The organism is Arthrobacter sp. FW306-05-C (assembly GCF_021801725.1).
Taxonomy (GTDB): Bacteria; Actinomycetota; Actinomycetes; order Actinomycetales; family Micrococcaceae; genus Arthrobacter.
In genome coordinates this window covers 3635627-3650706 of sequence record NZ_CP084556.1, presented here as the reverse complement: position 1 = coordinate 3650706, position 15080 = coordinate 3635627, and the positions used below count along the sequence as shown (strand labels likewise).

The 15080-nt window shown below is 66.9% G+C and carries 13 protein-coding genes; 7 read left to right on the top strand and 6 right to left on the bottom strand.

Annotated features, from left to right (window positions below):
* Position 1 precedes the first annotated feature (1 nt).
* From LFT44_RS16950 to acs, 4 genes are all read right to left on the bottom strand, one after another.
* Positions 2-916, bottom strand: a complete 915-nt coding sequence (locus LFT44_RS16950) for a carbohydrate ABC transporter permease (RefSeq protein WP_236799581.1) — start codon at positions 914-916, stop codon at positions 2-4.
* Positions 913-1881, bottom strand: coding sequence for a carbohydrate ABC transporter permease (locus LFT44_RS16945; protein ID WP_236799580.1), 969 nt, complete (start codon positions 1879-1881; stop codon positions 913-915). Before LFT44_RS16945 ends, LFT44_RS16950 begins: the two co-directional genes overlap by 4 nt.
* An 83-nt stretch (positions 1882-1964) precedes the next feature.
* Positions 1965-3275, bottom strand: coding sequence for an ABC transporter substrate-binding protein (locus LFT44_RS16940; RefSeq protein WP_236799579.1), 1311 nt, complete (start codon positions 3273-3275; stop codon positions 1965-1967).
* 208 nt (positions 3276-3483) lie between these two features.
* Positions 3484-5505: an acetate--CoA ligase gene (acs, locus tag LFT44_RS16935; protein ID WP_236802937.1), complete on the bottom strand. Its 2022-nt coding sequence runs from the start codon at positions 5503-5505 to the stop codon at positions 3484-3486.
* Between the two features lie 407 nt (positions 5506-5912).
* Between acs and LFT44_RS16930 the strand changes: the two genes are divergently transcribed.
* Genes LFT44_RS16930 through LFT44_RS16920 form a run of 3 tightly spaced genes read left to right on the top strand, consistent with a single transcriptional unit; the run spans position 5913 to position 8883 of the window.
* Complete coding sequence (locus LFT44_RS16930; RefSeq protein WP_236799578.1) at positions 5913-7370, top strand: hypothetical protein; 1458 nt, start codon at positions 5913-5915, stop codon at positions 7368-7370.
* Positions 7371-7414: 44 nt separating this feature from the next.
* Positions 7415-8209: an endonuclease III gene (gene nth / locus LFT44_RS16925; RefSeq protein WP_236802936.1), complete on the top strand. Its 795-nt coding sequence runs from the start codon at positions 7415-7417 to the stop codon at positions 8207-8209.
* A complete protein-coding gene (locus LFT44_RS16920; protein ID WP_236799577.1) occupies positions 8206-8883 on the top strand; it encodes an NUDIX hydrolase in 678 nt (225 codons plus the stop codon). The genes nth and LFT44_RS16920 overlap by 4 nt, the downstream gene beginning before the upstream one ends.
* A gap of 2 nt (positions 8884-8885) precedes the next feature.
* Here the strand turns inward: LFT44_RS16920 and LFT44_RS16915 are convergent, their stop codons facing one another.
* The gene (locus LFT44_RS16915; RefSeq protein ID WP_142132665.1) at positions 8886-9074 is read right to left on the bottom strand and encodes a YegP family protein; all 189 of its coding nucleotides are present in this window, start codon (positions 9072-9074) and stop codon (positions 8886-8888) included.
* Positions 9075-9232: 158 nt separating this feature from the next.
* Positions 9233-10969, bottom strand: a complete 1737-nt coding sequence (locus tag LFT44_RS16910; protein ID WP_236802935.1) for a bifunctional 3'-5' exonuclease/DNA polymerase — start codon at positions 10967-10969, stop codon at positions 9233-9235.
* Positions 10970-11069: 100 nt separating this feature from the next.
* Here LFT44_RS16910 and ssd point away from each other — a divergent pair, with 100 nt between their 5' ends.
* The 4 genes from ssd to LFT44_RS16890 are packed head-to-tail and all read left to right on the top strand — an operon-like array spanning position 11070 to position 15074.
* Positions 11070-12380 (top strand): septum site-determining protein Ssd, encoded by a 1311-nt coding sequence (ssd, locus tag LFT44_RS16905; protein WP_336885533.1) that lies wholly within the window; start codon positions 11070-11072, stop codon positions 12378-12380.
* Positions 12377-13681 (top strand): TadA family conjugal transfer-associated ATPase, encoded by a 1305-nt coding sequence (locus LFT44_RS16900; protein WP_373462127.1) that lies wholly within the window; start codon positions 12377-12379, stop codon positions 13679-13681. The genes ssd and LFT44_RS16900 overlap by 4 nt, the downstream gene beginning before the upstream one ends.
* A complete protein-coding gene (locus tag LFT44_RS16895; protein WP_236799576.1) occupies positions 13678-14478 on the top strand; it encodes a type II secretion system F family protein in 801 nt (266 codons plus the stop codon). Before LFT44_RS16900 ends, LFT44_RS16895 begins: the two co-directional genes overlap by 4 nt.
* Positions 14475-15074, top strand: a complete 600-nt coding sequence (locus LFT44_RS16890) for a type II secretion system F family protein (protein ID WP_236799575.1) — start codon at positions 14475-14477, stop codon at positions 15072-15074. Before LFT44_RS16895 ends, LFT44_RS16890 begins: the two co-directional genes overlap by 4 nt.
* Positions 15075-15080 lie beyond the last annotated feature (6 nt).

Below are 15080 nucleotides of genomic sequence, written 5' to 3'. Positions count from 1 at the left end.
TCTATCCCTTGCTGGAACCGAGAGTCAGCCCCGCAACAAACTGCCGCTGGAGGAGCAGGTAGATGATCAACGTGGGGATAACGGTGATCACCGCTCCTGCCGCCAGGAGGTTGTAGTTGTTCAGGAACTGGCCCTGCAGGTTGTTGATGGCGGTGGTGATGGGGAGCCGGTTGCCGCTCTGGATGAACAGGAGGGGCCAGAAGTAGTCGTTGTAGATGAAGATGACTTCCAGGGTGCCCAGCGCGGCGAACGCCGGGCGGCACAGCGGCAGGATGATCTCGCGGTACTGCCGCCAGATGCTGGCACCGTCCACCAATGCCGCCTCGGTGAGGTCGGCGGAAAGGGCCTTCATGTAATTCGAGAGCACGAAGGTGCAGAACCCCATCTGGAACGCCGTGTCCACCGCGATGACGATGATGTAGGTGTTGAGCATGTTGCCGGAATCGCTGAAGGAGTAGGGCACCTGGAAGTGCTTGGCCATCTCGAACAGGGGCGCAGCGAGAACCTGTGGGGGCAGCAGGTTTCCCGCGGTGAACATGATCAGCAGGGTGATGTTGAATTTCCAGCTGACGCGGCTGACGGCGAAGGCCATGAGCGAGGCGAGGAACAGGGTCAGCAGGACCGCAGGCACGGTGATGATGACGGAATTCCAGAAGTAGGTGGCAAAACCTCCCTGCGTCCAGGCCTGGACGAAGTTGTCGAAGTTGAACTCGCCGGCAACGCTGAAATATCCGTGCTCGTTGGTGGACGCCACCGGCCGCAGTGCGGTGAAGACGGACCAGCCCAAGGGAACCAGCCAGACGGCGGCCATCACCACCAGGAAGATGTGCGTCCCGTAATGGCGCTTGGGGCGGCTTCCGGACCGGCCGGTGGCTTCTGCGGAAGACCCGTTGGCGCGGGCTGTGGCGATGCTCATGCTTGGTTCTCCTTGCCAAAAGTGCGGCTGAGGTAGAAGACGATGGGAACGAGTGAAATGACCAGCAGCACCACAGCGAGGGCGGAGCCGACGCCGATCACCTGGCCTTCGCCCACGAGGTTCTGGATCACCAGGGCGCTGAGCATTTCCAGGCCGTTGGTGCCGCGGTTGATCACATAGACGACGTCGAAGGCGCGGAGGGACTCGATGATGGTGATCACGACAATCACGATGTTGATGGGCCGCATGGCCGGGAAAACCACCCGGAAGAAGGTCTGCACGGCGGAGGCGCCGTCAATGGCTGCGGCCTCCTTGAGGCTGGGGTCCACGCCCTTCAGGCCTGCCAGGTAGAGCAACATGACGTAGCCGGCGTGGCGCCACGTGGCCGCAATCATGGCCGCCCAGATATTGACCGACGAATCGCCGAACCAGTCAACGGCCTGCGGCGTGCCGGCAGTGCCCAGGAGGAAGTTGAGCAGGCCGTTGTCCCGCTGGTAGAAGAGCTGCCAGATGATGCCGATCAGGGCTAGCGACAGCATGACGGGTGCGAAGAAGATGCTTTGGTAGATCTTGCTTCCGCGGATGTTCTGGTCCAGCAGCACCGCGAGCAGCAGGCCCAGGGGCGTGGCGATGAGGGCCAAAAACAGCAGCCACAGCATGTTGTGTTGAACAGCCGGCCAGAACGGGGGGTAGTCCTGGGCGATGAACTGGTAGTTTGCGGTGCCCGCCGGGCGGATGTCCGCAAGGTCCAGGCCGTTCCACCGGGTGAAGCTGAGCCCCACCGACATCAGCATGGGCAGCCAAACCATCGCCAGTTCGATCAGCGTGGGGATGCCCACCATCAGGGACAGGACCACTTTGTCGCGTCCGGACAGGCGGCGGACGCGGCCGCCTTTGGCCCGGCGGACAGGTGCGGCCGGCTCCCGCGCCTCCGGCGGAATCAGTTCTCGTGCGGTGCTGCTCATGGCGTGTCTTTCCTTGCTGTTGGATGCAGGAGGCAGGACGACGGCGGGAGCCCCGTGCCGCCGTCGTCCTTCCTTTGGCGGGGCTACTGCGCTGCGTAGAGGTTCTTGGCCTGGGCCTCAAGGTTCTTGACGTCCACGCTGCCGTCCTTGATGAAGCTCTGCAGCGCCGGGATCATCACGTTGTTGGCCATGGCCGGCAACGCGTCGCGGTCGAAGAACTGGCTGATGTATTTGGCGTTCTTGATGGTGTCTGCGCATGTCTTGTTGAGGGGTGTGAACTTCGAGGTGTCTGCACCCTTTGCGGTGGCGATGTTCGAGTTATCGACCTTGGCATAGGCGTCCTGGGCCTCGGGCGTGCCCATGAATGCCATGAAGTCGCGGGCCGCCTTGTTGTCCCCGCCTTTCTTGGACAGCAGCAGGCCGTCAATGGGGGCTTCGACTGCGTCCCGGCCCTCCATGGCGATCTCCGGGAAGGGGAAGAAGTCGATGTCCGACAGCACCGCCGGGTCGGTGAACTGCTGGGTGACGAAGGAGCCCAGCAGGTACATGCCGGTCTTCTTGGCTTCCAGCGCCTTGGCCGCGTCCTGCCATGTTTGGCCGAGGGCGGCGGGATCCTGGAAGGGCAGTAGCGCCTTCCAGGTGTCGAAGACGGACGTTACTTTCTGCTGGTCCCAGGATTCCTTGTGTGCGCAGAGGTCCACATGGAACTGGTAGCCGTTGAGCCGCATATTGATGTAGTCGAAGGTGCCCATGGCGGGCCAACCGTCCTTGTCGGCAAAACCGATGGGAATGATGCCGTCTGCCTGCATTTTCGTTGCCAGGGCCTTGAGCGCATCAAAGGTGGCCGGCACCTGGTACCCCTTCTCCGCCCACAGGCTCTTCCGGTAGAAGAAGCCCCATGGGTAGTTGTAGTTGGGGACGAAGTACATCTTGCCGTCCGGCCCCGTGGATGCCTTCTTCAGGGCATCGGAGTAGTTGCCGCCAATGGTCTGCCAGACATCATCAATGGGTGCGAGGAGGCCCTTGCCCGCGTAGTACTGCATCCGGTAGCCGGCGAACCAGGTGAAGGCGTCGTCGGGAGAGCCCTGCAGGTAGGAATTGATCTTGTTCTGGAAGTCGTTGTGGGGCACCACGTTGGTGGTGACCTTTTTGCCGGTCTTGGCTGTGAAGGCATCGGTGACCGCCTGGTACGCCCGCTTGGGGACGTCGTCCGAGGAACCTGAACCGAACGTGAGGCCGGAAGAGTCGGAACCTGTGCCGGACGGAGCGCTTCCGCCGGTGCAGGCCGCGAGGAACGGGATGCCGGCCAGGCCCATTGCGCCAACACCGACGGTCTTGAGGATGGTCCGCCTGCTGGGGAAAGCAGTTGCCGACGCATCAAACTGTGAAGCCATGGTCTCTCCCTTGAGTTCTAGCCGCATGTGAGGCACCTCACATTAGCTCCGACTATAACTTCGCAAAACAGAACATGGAACAACGGTAAATAACACTTTGGGTGTCGATGCCATTTGAATCGTCACAACACCGAAATGGCCCTGCTTCCCTGTAATAGCAGGGAAGCAGGGCCATCCTGCAGCATGGTGGACAGGTACTAAGCCTGTGTTACTTTCTGAGCGACTGGGCGATCTGCTGCATGATCGTCGGGTCGGACAGGGTAGTGGCGTCACCCGGGTCGCGGCCCTCTGCGACGTCCTTGAGGAGGCGGCGCATGATCTTCCCGGAGCGGGTCTTGGGCAGTTCGGGCACCACCAGGATGTTCTTGGGCTTGGCGATGGGTCCGATCTCCTTCCCCACATGGTTGCGCAGTTCCAGGACGGTGGCGTCGCCGTTGTTCACGGCGTCACCGCGGAGGATGACGAACGCGACGACGGCCTGGCCGGTGGTTTCGTCCGTGGCACCCACGACGGCGGCCTCCGCCACGGCGGGGTGGCTCACCAGTGCCGATTCGATCTCAGTGGTGGAGAGCCGGTGCCCGGAGACGTTCATGACGTCGTCCACGCGCCCGAGCAGCCAGATGTCGCCGTCCTCGTCCTTCTTGGCACCGTCCCCGGCAAAGTACATGTTCTCGAACCGCGACCAGTAGGTGTCCTTGAACCGCTCCGGGTCGCCCCAGATGCCGCGGAGCATGGAGGGCCACGGCTCCCGGATCACCAGGAAGCCGCCGTGCCCGTTGGGGACCGATTCGCCCATTTCGTCGACCACGTCCACGGCGATGCCGGGCAACGGCACCTGCGCCGATCCGGGCTTGGTGGCCGTGACGCCGGGCAGCGGGGCGATCATCTGGGCGCCGGTTTCGGTCTGCCACCAGGTGTCCACGATGGGGGCTTTGTCGCCGCCGATGACCTTGCGGTACCACATCCAGGCCTCGGGGTTGATCGGTTCGCCCACCGAGCCCAGCACGCGGAGCGAGGAGAGATCATACTTCGCCGGAATCTCCGAGCCCCACTTCATGAAGGTGCGGATGGCGGTGGGGGCGGTGTAGAGGATGGAGACCTTGTACTTTTCCACGATCTCCCACCAGCGGCCCTGGTGCGGGGAGTCCGGGGTGCCTTCGTACATCACCTGGGTGGCGCCGTTGATGAGCGGCGCATAGGCGACGTAGGAGTGCCCGGTGACCCAGCCGACGTCGGCCGTGCACCAGTACACGTCCGTTTCCGGGTGCAGGTCAAAGACCGCCCTGTGGGTGTAGGCGGTCTGCGTGAGGTAGCCGCCGGTGGTGTGCAGGATGCCCTTGGGTTTGCCGGTGGTACCGGAGGTGTAAAGGATGTACAGCGGGTGCTCGGAGTCATGGCCCACGGCGCTGTGCTCGGCGGACGCGGTCTCCACGGTGTCGGCCCACCAGTGGTCCCGGCCTTCCTTCCAATCCACGTCCTGGCCGTTGCGCTTGACCACCACCACGTTCTGCACCGTGTGGCCATCGTGCGCCAGGGCGTCATCCACGGCCGACTTCAGCGGGCTCGGCTTGCCACGGCGGTAGGTGCCGTCTGCGGTGACAACGAGCTTGGCCTCGGCGTCGTCGATCCGGGAACGCAGGGCCTCGGCGGAGAAACCGCCGAACACCACCGAGTGGACCGCGCCGATCCGGGCGCAGGCCAGCAGCGTGATGACGGCCTCCGGGATCATGGGAAGGTATACCGCCACCCGGTCGCCCTTGGCCACGCCCAGGGATTCGAAGGCGTTTGCTGCCTTCTTCACCTCTTCAGTCAGCTGCGCGTAGGTATACGTCCGGGTGTCCCCGGGCTCGCCCTCGAAGTAGATGGCAACCCGGTCGCCTTTGCCGGCTTCGACGTGCCGGTCCAGGGCGTTGTAGGCGGCGTTAAGCTCACCGCCGACAAACCACTTGGCGAACGGTGGATCGGACCAGTCCAGTGCCTGGGTGAAGTCCTTGCTCCAGGTCAGCAGCTCCCGTGCCTTCTTGGCCCAGAAGGCGGGCCGGTCAGTACTGGCTTCGTCGTACTCTGCTGCGGTGACAACGGCGTCCGCTGCGAATTCCGGGCTGGGCGGGAAGGCCCGCGTCTCGCTCAGCAGGTTTTCGAAGGCGTCGCCCTGGTGGCCCTGCTGGCCTGCCGGCTGGTCGGAACCGGACGGAACGGTGGCGGTGGAGCTGGGAGTGTCCTGGGACATGTGAACCTCATCATTCATCGATCTTTGCCGCGCGGGATACCGCCACCGCAGGGCCCGCCGCTCGCACGGCGCTGGGCTCCAGCCGGGACGGACATACCGCAAAGAGCTGTTCCGAAACCAAGCCTAGTGCTTGCCGCCCATCCTCTGTGCGCCCCGTCACAGAAGTGCCAGCGAGCGGCATTTTTTAAGCGGTGAATGGCGTCTTGATCGCTCCGGCGGCGCTCCCGAAGGCTCGCCTCAGCTAGTGATCAGCTTGGCTGTTGACTAGGCTGAGATGGAATTGTGACTTCACTTCGGACCACTCCGGCAACGTGCTGATCGCGCAGCGCCGGGCCGGAACCGCATGTCAAGACGGCACAGTTTTCGGGGCCTCAAGGACCCGGTGCCGCCACGCTAAGGAGAGCAGAATGAACCAGCAGAGCTTCGGCCAGCGAAGGGCCCCGGACACCGATGCGGGGCCCGGAGGCTCCGGAACAACGGCCGGGGGACCGGGGCAGCCAGCTGCTGCCGGCGGTGCCGCCAAGGGACCGGCTGCAGGACAAAAGGCCGGTGCCGGAAAGCTGGATCCCCAGGCCAACCAGGCCGTGCTCGGTCCGTTCACCGTGCGCGACCTGGCCGTCTTCGCCGGTACCCTGATCCTCTTTGTGGCGTCCCTGCTGCCCCTGTTCGGTACCCGGTACAACCTGTGGAACCTGAACAACCTGTTCTTCCTGGGATTGGGCATCATCCTGCCGCTGATCACCAGTGCCCTCTTTGCCGCCCGCCGCCTGGCCCCTGCCACGAAAATCCGGGTTGGTTCGCTCTCGATCGACCAGTTCGCGTCCGTGGTGGCCTCCTTCGCGGTTGCCTTCTTCTTCCTGTCGGTTGCCGGCGGCTACGTGGCCAGCCTGTTGGTGGGACTGATCGGTTCGCTCGTCCTCTTCGCCGCCACGGTGCTGGGCCGCTTCCTGCCGTACCTCTCGGGCGACTTCAAGGACCGGCCCGAGGCACCGGCGCACCTCGTGGCACGCGAAGCCGCGGTCCCGGTACGCAAGCCGCGCGCCCCCAAAGCACCCAAGCCGGAAGTCGGCCCCAGCCAGTCAAAGGGCGGCCTTAAGGGCGCCGGCATCTTCGGCGGGGCGGGTGCAGGCTCTTCCGCCGTCCAGCCCGGTTCCTCCGCCCAGCCCGGGTCCGTTAACCAGCCGGTGCCCTCTGCCCAGCCGGCCGGTCCTGAGCCTGTCCGGTCAAACCACACGCCTGCCACCGCTGCAGTCCCCGTTGCCACAGCAGGAGGATCGGCCGCTGCGGCTGCCGGTGCCGGGAGCAGCAGCACCCCGGCTTCCACCCCGGATGCCGGCGCGGCCACTTCCGGCGCCGCAGCCGCCGGCGCGGCACCTGCCAGCGCTGAAGGCGCTGCCTCCCCGACGCCCGTCTCAACCGCCCCGGAAGTCTCCGACCGGATCCCTGAAGTGGAAGCCGGTCCGCCCACCCAGGCAGCGGACGTCGTCCGCCCTGCCTCTGCGCCGGCCGCCGAGGAGACCCAGTACGCAGACGTCCCCGCAGCCAATGCTCCGCAAGCGGCCTACGAGCCGCCGGCCGCCACCGCCGTCCATCAGCAGGTCCGCGCCGAGCAGCCCATCGGCGCAACCGTGGACCCGGCCAGCCGCCATGACGAAAATGACGGCCAGCCGATCCACGAGGCCTTCTGGTTTGCGGTTGCGCAGCACCGCACAGCCTTCGATCCCCGCACTGGCGCCCCTGCCTTCGTGATCGAACCCGGCGGCTGGGTGCTGGCACTCGAGGACCGCGGCCACGAGTTCCTGGTCCAGCACACCGACGGGCGGCTGGGCGTCCTGCGCGACCTCAGCAACATCGAGCGCGGCTGACGCCGGTGGCCGGGGTCCGCACCAAAGCCGGCCAGGCCGCCGGGATGCCGGTGGTCTCGTCCGAATCAGTCCTGGCACTGAAGCGGCGGGCACGGCGCATCCACCGGGCCCTGGCCGAGAAATACCCTTACGCCCACGCGGAACTCGACTTCAGGAACCCGTTCGAACTGCTGGTGGCTACCGTCCTGTCCGCCCAGACAACCGACGTCACGGTCAATCAGGTCACCAAAGTGCTGTTCGCGCGCTACCCCAACGCGCGTTCGCTGGCCGAGGCGGATCCTGCCGAGCTTGAAACGATCCTCAAGCCCACCGGGTTCTTCCGCGCGAAAGCAAGGAATGTCCTTGCCCTGTGTACCCGCCTGGTGGACGACTTTGACGGCGAGGTCCCGGGCCGGAGGGAGGACCTGGTCACGCTGCCGGGGGTGGGGCGGAAAACGGCCAATGTGGTGCTCGCGAACGCCTTTGGTGTTCCGGGGATCTCGGTTGACACGCACTTCGCCCGCCTCGCCAAGCGGTTCGGGTGGACCCAGTCCGAGGACCCCGTGCAGATTGAACAGGACGTGGCCGAACTGTTCGAGCGCAAGGACTGGACCATGCTGTCCCACCGGGTCATCTTCCATGGCCGCCGCGTCTGCCATGCCCGCAGGCCCGCCTGCGGTGCCTGCCCCGTCGCCAACTGGTGCCCCAGTTACGGGCTGGGCGAGACTGATCCCGACAAAGCAGCCAAGCTCCTCAAATACGAACTTGCGCCCGGCAGCGAGGAATTGCTGGCGCAGTACCTGGCAGAGGAACACCGGGCCGCGGAAATCCGGATGGCCTCCCAGCTGAGGACACCGTGAGCGCACGCGAAGACCTGGCTGAGCTGATCAGGAGGGCGGAATCCGGAACGGCCGGGCCTCCCCACCCCCGCTGGGCCGCGCTCACGGTGGATGCCGCACATGCCCGCAGGGCCGCTGTCCTGATGCTTTTCGGTGTCCTTGACGACGTCCCGGCGGAGTCCGGCAAGCCATTGGCGCCGGCTGACCTGGACGTTTTGCTCCTCGAACGCGCCCACACCCTGGGGTCGCATCCAGGGCAGGTTGCGTTCCCCGGCGGCGGCATCGACAGGGGAGAAACCGCAGTGGCCGCGGCACTCCGCGAAGCAGAGGAGGAGACCGGACTGGACTCAGGCGGGGTTGAGGTCCTGGGCACGCTCCAGGAGCTTGGCCTGGCACACAGCAACTTCCTGGTGACGCCGGTGCTCGGGTGGTGGCATTCCCCGTCTCCGGTCCGGGTGGTGGACTACGCCGAATCCGCGCAGGTTTTCCGCGTTCCCGTCCGCGACCTGCTGGATCCGGACAACCGGGTCATGGCCACCGTGCACCGGGCAGGCCGCACCTTTGACAGTCCTGCCTTCACCGTCAACGGCGTAGTGGTGTGGGGCTTCACCGGCATTGTGCTGAGCGGCCTCTTCGACCAACTCGGCTGGTCGGTTCCGTGGGACCGGAACCGGCTGCATCCCATGGGAGTCTAGTTTCAGGCCTGCTGGCGCAAGTCCACCACGATTCCCGTGGCGGCGTTCTCACGCATGGCATTGATGCCATCGCGGAGCAGGCTCAGGGACCGAAAGGTTGGCGACACCGCAACCACATTGCCCTCGGCGTCGGTGAGCCGCAACCGGTACGACTCGTCGCCTGCACGGTGGATTTCAAATCTTCCCGCCATGGACGGGGACCTCCCTGGTATGCGTCATTGCATCAGCGTGCGGACCGATCTGCTTCAGTCGCCGCTACGACTGTAACGTCAGTCACCGGACCCGCATAGCTACCGCCGGGTAGATTACTTTGCGTCTCGAACGCAAGCTGTTGACGCGCCGGGGACTGTTATTTCGCGAGGTCGTAGGAGTCAACCACGGCGAGGCTGACCGGAAACTCCACAGGGATAGGACCGAACAACAGTTCCTTCGCAGCCCTGGCCGACTCCTCGATCGCCCTGATGCAGGCGTCGACGCCGTCCGCGGGCGCATGCACCATCACCTCATCGTGCAGGAAGAAGACCAGCTCAGCCAGGACAGCACCGCCACCTCCACCGGTGCCTGGCGTCCGCAAGGTGCGCAGCCGCCGTCGTAATTCCGCCAGCCAGCACGCCGCCCAATCCGCCGCCGACCCCTGGACCACGAAGTTCCTGGTGAAGCGCCCCCGGCTCCGGGCAATGGACTCCGCCCGGCGCTGCTCCTCCGCTGTTGCCGATCGCTGGCTTAGGAACCACCGTTCCGAAGGCGGGGGGCTGCTCCGGCCCAGCCGCGTGGTCACCGTCCCGCCGGCTTCGCCCGCCCTTGCTGCCCTCTCCACGAAGTCCACGGCGCGCGGATAGGTGCGCGCCAGCTGCGGCATGAGCCGACCTGCCTCACCCGAGGTGGCCCCGTACATGGCGCCCAGCAATGCCATCTTTGCCTTGGCCCGGTCGCCGCCGAAACCCTTGGCAGCGATGCCGGCATAAAGGTCCTGGTCCCGAGCCGCCTCCGCCATGGTGGAATCCTGGGCAAGGGCCACCAGGACGCGCGGTTCCAGCTGCGATGCGTCCGCAACGATGAGCTTGTGGCCTGGATCGGCGTGCACCGCGCCGCGGACCTGGCGCGGGATCTGGAGCGCGCCGCCGCCCCGGGACGCCCAACGCCCCGACACCACGCCGCCCACCACATACTCCGGTCGGAACCGGCCGCCGTCCACCCAGGCGTCCAGCCAGGACCAGCCGTTGGCGGTGTGCAGGCGGGAGAGTTTCTTGTACTCCAGCAATGGTTCGATAGCCGCGTGTGTGTACTCCCTGAGCTCCCACTTGCGGGTGCTTTTCACTTCGATCCCGTTGCGGTGGAGGGCACGCATCAGGTCCTGCGGCGAATCCGGGTTGAGCCCGGGAGCCTGGAGCAGGGAGCGCAGTTCCGCGGCCAGCGCTTCAAGCTTTTGCGGCCGCTGGCCGGCCGGCGGGCGCGGACCGAGATGGCTGACGAGGATCTGTTCGTGCAGGTCCTCCCGCCAGGGAACGCCTGCGTGCTGCATCTCAGCAGCCACCATGGCGGCAGCCGACTCCGCCGCGAGCAGCAGCTGAAGGCGCTTACGGCGGTTATCCTCCGTGTCCACCTCCGCCAGTGCGCCCTGCTGGGCAGCGTATTCGGTCCGAAGGTCCTCAAGGGCAACGCCCGGCGGCGGGCCGGTCGCGGGATCATCGAACAGTGCACCCTGGTCGGCCGGGGGACGGGGCGGCAGCAGCGCTTTCGGGGGAAGCACGGGATCCTCCACCGGGGTTCGGTCGGTGTTCCTGGCGTAGTCCGTGTGGGCGCTGAACTGGGAAAAGGCCAGGATGTTGCCGCAGAGTGTGAGGTCATAGCAGCGTTCCACTTCCACGCCGGAGGCGAGCAGCTGCGGGTACCAGTCCTGGGTCCGGTGCCAGATCCAGCGGGGCGGCAGGCCGCCCGGGCGCGTGGCTTCGAGTTCGCGGACGACGGCGGCGAGGTCGCTGAGTGCCACCACTTGGGGTTCGGGGTTGGCCGGCTGGGCATGCCCGGCCTGGGTCAGTTCCTGGAGGGCCGCGCCGCGGGGGTGGGCGGCGAGCAGCAGGTACATGCTCCCATTGTGCCCTGTCTGGAGATGACGCAGTTCCGGGTTGTCCACATACAGGATGTGCTCCCTTACCTGGGCGATGGTGCAGGAACAAAGTGGTTCCATGAGCAGGCACCAGTTGAACGCAGCGCCATCCGGGCAGGAAAAGACGGGAGCTTCCTCCTGGCCGCCAACGGATCCGGCCTCAGCACCACCGGGGAGTCCCTTGGCGCCCGGGGATCCCTTGTCCGTCGGGACGGGGGAACGTGGTGCCCCATGGCTTCCGGATGGCGCCGGTCACTATGGGGCCGGGCCATATGGTGCCGCCCGGCACGACGCATCGCTCGCCGATCCGGTGCCGGGTGCGTCAGTGGCGGTGGGTCCGGGCGAGGTACTGCTGGTCACCTCCTCCGGCGTCCTCCGCGCCGAAGTGGAGCGCATTGTGGCAGCCGCCGGCGCCCAGTTGCGCGTCGTCGAGGACGCGGTGGAGGGCGGGCCCTACTGGGATTCTGCATCGGCCGTCCTGGTGGGAAGCGACATTAGGGAACTGCCGCCCCGGCGGAGTACGCCCGCGGTCATGGTGGGCCTTGACGGCGAGGGGGACAGCCTTTGGCATCTTGCGGCTGCTCTGGGTGCCGAACGTGTTGCAGTGCTGCCTGACGCCGCAGCCTGGCTGGCGGACCATCTCAGCCGGTCGCGCTCGCCGGGTCCGGGCGGCCTGGTCCTCGGTGTTATCGGCGGCTGTGGTGGCGCCGGGGCCACTACCGCCGCCATCTGGATAGCGCAGGCCGCGGCAGGGCTGGGCGCCAGGGTTCTGTTGGTTGACGGCGACCCTTGGGGAGGAGGACTGGAACTGGCGCTTGCCGCCGAGGAGAGTCCCGGTCTGCGCTGGCCGGACCTCGCCGAGGCCAGGGGAAGCATTGACCCGCTGCAGCTCTCAGATTCCCTCCCGGTCGCCGGCGGCTTTTCCTTCCTGTCCTGGCCTGCCACCCGGGAACCGCCCGCTGCAGTCGCCGCCGCTGCCGCAGCCGGGGTTCTCGACGCCGCGCGGCGGGGATACGAACTGGTTGTCGTCGACGTGGGACGCGGTGCCGAGCCGCTCCACACAGTGGCATGGGACTGCGACCGCATCTTGCTGGTGGTGCGGGCCCAGCTGAAGGCGGCGGTGGCGGCCGTACGCCTGCTGCAGGAGCTTCCCCCGGTGGAGGGGGCCCTCCTGGTACGGGGGCGGACCGGCGCGGCGCTCGACAGTTCCCTGATCGCTGAGGCCGTGGGGCTGCCGGTGCAGGGCCGTATCCCCGAACTGCGTGCTGTCGCCGGGGCTATGGAATCCGGGCGGCTTTTGGACCTGGGTAAGCGGCGGAATGTGCGGCACTTCGGCGGAACCGTGCTCGACTGGCTCGGAGAGGATCTGCAGGCGGAGGACATGGCGTGAGGCGGGCATGGGGTACTCCGATAACGTCGGCCCCGGAAACGGGCAGGACCCCAGGGGCGGGCGGCCTCGGGGAACGGCGCAGCGCCCGGATCCTGGCAGCGAACCAGGCTGGACGCGCCGGGCGCGGCAGGGACACCGCCGGCACCGGCAGGGCCGTGGATTCCGGGCTGCTGGAATCCGTCCGCGAGTCGATGATGGCTGAGGCCGGAGCGGTGACGCCGTCCCGAGTGGCCGCGGCGGTCCAGGCCACGGGCAAATTGTTAGGTACCGCCGGATCGCTCGCAGCCGTGGAGCGGATCAGCGCCGAGCTCAATGGGCTGGGGCCGCTGCAGGAGCTGACGCGCGACCCCGGCGTCACAGACATCTTCGTCAACGCTCCCGACTCCGTCTGGGTGGACCGGGGGCGGGGCATCGAACGCGTTGCCGTCCTGTTCGACGGAGAGGCACAGCTGCGGGCACTGGCCTGCAGGCTCGTGGCTGCAGGCGGTCGCCGCCTCGATGACGGTTCACCCTGTGTCGATGTCAGGCTTGCCGGCGGTTACCGTGTCCATGCCGTGTTGCCGCCGGTATCCACGTCCGGGACGCTGCTGAGCGTCCGGATCCGGAGGGAACGTGTCTTCACCATGGCGGAGCTGGGCTCCGGCGGCATGTTCGTGCCGGGAGTGCGTGCGGTGCTGGAGAGGGTTGTCGCGCAAAGGTTGAGTTTCCTTATCAGCGGGGCTACGGGCTCCGGCAAGACGACCCTGCTGTCCACCCTGCTCGGCCTGTGTTCCGTGGAAGAGCGTTTGGTCCTGATCGAGGACGCGTCCGAACTGAACCCTGTCCACCCACACGTCGTCGCGCTCGAATCACGCCACGGAAACCTTGAAGGCGGCGGCGCGGTGGACTTGGGGGAACTGGTTCGCCAGGCGCTGCGGATGCGCCCGGACAGGCTGGTGGTGGGGGAGTGCCGGGGCGCTGAAGTACGTGAGCTCCTCACCGCGATGAACACCGGGCACAGCGGGGGCGGAGGCACCATTCACGCAAACACGGCAGCAGCCGTACCCGCCAGGCTCAACGCCCTCGGCGCGCTCGCAGGGCTCGGCCCCGAGGCGGTGCGGCTCCAGGCCGCCAGCGCGCTGGATGTGGTCATCCACGTCGGCAGGACGCAGCGGGGAAGGGAAGTCCTGTGCATTGGACTCATCAATGACGGCCCGGAAGGACTGACGGTGGTGCCGGCCGTTGGACAATCGGGGACTCCGGGCCCTGCATGGCCGGCGCTGGCAGCCCGGCTGGGGATGGACCCCGAGGGCGCGTTGTGACTCCTCTCTTCACCCTGGTGCTGTGCGCTGCTGTGCTGTTGCTCCTCAAGCCGCCCCTGGATGCTGCCTCCAGGCTGCGGGCAGCAACCAGGAGCAGTCCCAAATCGCCCGCGCTTCCAAGGATTCGGAAACTGCCGTGGGCCAGGGCGGCCGGCGGAAACGCCAAAACGACGAGACAGCCCGGCCTGACCCTGGTGGTGCAGCAGCTTGCGGCGCTGCTCAGGGGTGGACGAACACCTGGGCGTCTGTGGGACGAACTCTGGACGGTCTACGGCGTCCCCAACGGGAACGGGCAGCCGCATTGGGGGCCACTCCACGCCGGCTCGGCGCTCTCAGAGGGATCAGCTGCCGTACTCGCGTCCGCGCGGGCGGCTGCCGCAACGGGAGCTCCCGTAGCCGAAGCCATCCGGCGGGCACTGCCCACAGCCTTCAAGGGCAGGGACAGGGAGGCCCGGACCTGGTCCCAGCTCGCTGCCTGCTTCGACATCGCAGAAGCCAGCGGATGTCCGCTCGCCGACGTGCTGGCGCGCTTTGCGGCCCAGCTCGAAGCGGAGGATGACGCAGACGCGGCGCGGCAAACAGCCCTCGCCGGGCCCAAGGCAACCGTCCGGCTACTGACCTGGCTTCCATTGATGGGTCTTGGACTGGGTGCGGCCCTGGGGGTGGACCCACTGGCCACCCTGCTGGGAACACCTCCAGGACTGGCGGCACTGTTGGGCGGAGCAGTCCTCACGGTTGCGGGGAGGGCCTGGTCCGCGCGACTTGTAGCGGCCGCCGCCGGGTCAGGAACTCCATGAGCACGGGTTTGGGCCCGGGCCTCGCGCTCTTCCTGCTGCTCGCGGCCGGCGCCTGGCTCGCCTGTTCCAGCCATGACCGTTCCCGCCAACGGCTTCGCCGCCTGGCTCCTCCAGTGCCGGGTGCAAAGGCCACCGCTGGGCCCGGAAGCAGTCACGGCAGGGGCCTGAACGATACGGCGATGATGCTTGAACTCGTTGCAGCGATGCTCGACGCCGGGGCCGGGATTGGGCGATCGCTCGAGCTGGTGGCCGCCTCGGCGGCACCGGAGTACCGGGACTCGCTGCGGCCCGTGGTTTCGGCACTGGCCATCGGCGCCGACTGGGAGACCGCCTGGCGCAGCTCCGCCGTCCGCAGCACCGGGATCCTGGAGCTCCGTGATGCCCTGGCGTTCGCAGCCCTCACCGGCGCTCCGTCCTCCGCGATCCTTTATGCCCAGGCCGCAAGGCTTCGCCGCGAGCGGTTCCGGGCCGCGGAAAAGCGTGCTGCCTCGCTTGGGGTAAAGCTGGTGGTTCCGCTGGGCCTGTGCTCGCTTCCTGCCTTCATTTGCCTTGGAGTCGTGCCGGTGCTGCTGGCCCTGGTGCCGTCAGGCTCGTAGCGGGCG

What these genes read in the sequence shown, in the direction of transcription:
- LFT44_RS16950 (WP_236799581.1), bottom strand. Translation starts at nt 916, where the DNA reads ATGAGCATCGCCACAGCCCGCGCCAACGGGTCTTCCGCAGAAGCCACC.
- LFT44_RS16945 (WP_236799580.1), bottom strand. Translation starts at nt 1,881, where the DNA reads ATGAGCAGCACCGCACGAGAACTGATTCCGCCGGAGGCGCGGGAGCCG.
- LFT44_RS16940 (WP_236799579.1), bottom strand. Translation starts at nt 3,275, where the DNA reads ATGGCTTCACAGTTTGATGCGTCGGCAACTGCTTTCCCCAGCAGGCGG.
- acs (WP_236802937.1), bottom strand. Translation starts at nt 5,505, where the DNA reads ATGTCCCAGGACACTCCCAGCTCCACCGCCACCGTTCCGTCCGGTTCC.
- LFT44_RS16930 (WP_236799578.1), top strand. Translation starts at nt 5,913, where the DNA reads ATGAACCAGCAGAGCTTCGGCCAGCGAAGGGCCCCGGACACCGATGCG.
- nth (WP_236802936.1), top strand. Translation starts at nt 7,415, where the DNA reads ATGCCGGTGGTCTCGTCCGAATCAGTCCTGGCACTGAAGCGGCGGGCA.
- LFT44_RS16915 (WP_142132665.1), bottom strand. Translation starts at nt 9,074, where the DNA reads ATGGCGGGAAGATTTGAAATCCACCGTGCAGGCGACGAGTCGTACCGG.
- LFT44_RS16910 (WP_236802935.1), bottom strand. Translation starts at nt 10,969, where the DNA reads ATGTACCTGCTGCTCGCCGCCCACCCCCGCGGCGCGGCCCTCCAGGAA.
- ssd (WP_336885533.1), top strand. Translation starts at nt 11,070, where the DNA reads ATGAGCAGGCACCAGTTGAACGCAGCGCCATCCGGGCAGGAAAAGACG.
- LFT44_RS16890 (WP_236799575.1), top strand. Translation starts at nt 14,475, where the DNA reads ATGAGCACGGGTTTGGGCCCGGGCCTCGCGCTCTTCCTGCTGCTCGCG.